Origin of the sequence: Terrisporobacter petrolearius (assembly GCF_020748185.1) — a bacterium.
In the GTDB taxonomy this organism is placed as follows: domain Bacteria; phylum Bacillota; class Clostridia; order Peptostreptococcales; family Peptostreptococcaceae; genus Terrisporobacter; species Terrisporobacter petrolearius.
This window is the reverse complement of sequence record NZ_JAHZMO010000201.1, coordinates 1-438: the sequence shown is the minus strand read 5'-3', so window position 1 is coordinate 438 and position 438 is coordinate 1. Positions and strand designations below refer to the sequence as shown.

Below are 438 nucleotides of genomic sequence, written 5' to 3'. Positions count from 1 at the left end.
ATCACTCAAAGTGACAACCATTTCCACCTCTACTCAGCCAGTGGATTGTCTTGCGCTGCGTTCTTGCAGATTACGCGGCACCGCCATTTCATAACGGATAACAGCCCTGCTCTGCCAGGCTTCATGAATAATATCGCATTGCGGTTTCGCGTTCGCCGCGGTAATTACCCACTCTTCTTTTGCGGGTGAATAGTCATATTCATCACCATCATCAGAGCTTTCTTCAATTTGCAATACCCGGTCATAGCGAACACCGCTGTCTTTATCTACCAGTTGCAGAGAACCATCCTCATTGAGCGCAATCTGCCAGAAAGCATTTTCCAGAATCCCTTCAGCGTCACTTTTTGCCGCAATCACGTTGCCAGGCTGATTCGCTTCAATATAAAGCGTGCGATAGCCCATAGAAGGGACAATCTGGTTGATCTGGATGTCGAACTC

Annotated in this window: 1 protein-coding gene; it reads right to left on the bottom strand. The window is 47.9% G+C overall.

Annotated features, from left to right (window positions below; genetic code table 11):
• Positions 1-33: 33 nt before the first annotated feature.
• A partial coding sequence (locus K0040_RS22585) for a hypothetical protein (protein WP_500302315.1) occupies positions 34-438 on the bottom strand: 405 nt, incomplete at its 5' end.